At 46.6% G+C, this 976-nt stretch carries 1 protein-coding gene; it reads right to left on the bottom strand.

Annotated elements, in window-relative coordinates; all coding sequences use genetic code 11:
- Window positions 1-73: 73 nt before the first annotated feature.
- On the bottom strand, window positions 74-976 hold a 903-nt coding region (locus tag M3221_RS25405), incomplete at its 5' end, for an RNA-guided endonuclease TnpB family protein (protein ID WP_251274814.1).

Below are 976 nucleotides of genomic sequence, written 5' to 3'. Positions count from 1 at the left end.
GTGAACCTCTCCACCTAAATCAAAGATTTTGATGGAGCATCCCTTATCTTGAATACAGTACAGCATCAGCGGATTAAGCTTCCTCCGGAAGCCCGAGTGCATGATGGAGACTAATGAACGAAGACAAGGTCTGGGATGTCCTTATTGCCAGCTCAGGGACTTTTGCCTGAAGTGACAACCATTTCGTTTCCGAAATGGATTTTTGGAAAACCCGAATGAAATAACGGGCACCGATGTTATAGGAAGCCGATAAATCCGCGTGATAGACTTTGCCCGTTGAAAACGTGGCAAGGTCTTTTTTCGGGTTCCGTTCCACTTTTCCGGAGCCATCGAATGCCAGGGCGCTGGTGTTCCGCGGATTGATCCGGGAAATGCGCATGCCGAGGTAATGTGCCATTTCTTCCACCTTGTTCTGGATGCCTATTTTCCGCCACCCATGGAGCTTGAAACGAAGTTTCTTAGCTCCATAAAATCCTTTCGGGATTTTCATTCTGCCCAGGTATTCGAATACGATGACGTCACAGCCATGTTTCGCCGCGAATTTTATAATCTCATGGCTTGTGTGGCGGACAATATGCTGCTGGTACCCATTGATCTGCCGCCAAAAATTCGGTGCCTGAATGCGGCCGCTTGCCCGCTGGGATTTACGCAGTTTGTTCGTTAACGTTTGCAGACGGTCTTTTTCTTTAGGCTGGTCAATAAATGCCCGGCCTAAGACAGTGCCTTTTGCATCGATAACCGAACAAACCGCAGAGTTTGTCAGTCCGAGGTCTACCGCACACACTTTTTGGTCTTGAATAGGTGTTTTTGTTAAAGTAACTTTATTTTCATAGCTGATGGAAAGGAAGAATTTCTTTCCCCGCTTAATCAGCTTAGGGTTGTTCTCTTTCCATTCCCAAACACCGCGTTTGTAGTGGTCCTGCTCTTTAAATTCGATATCTACCCATACCCAGTCATTCTGGTGGAATACCTTGAT

It is taken from the genome of Domibacillus indicus, assembly GCF_023715895.1.
Classification (GTDB): Bacteria; Bacillota; Bacilli; order Bacillales; family Domibacillaceae; genus Domibacillus; species Domibacillus indicus_A.
The sequence above is the reverse complement of the archived record's forward strand: the minus strand, read 5'-3'. Positions and strand labels throughout refer to the sequence as shown.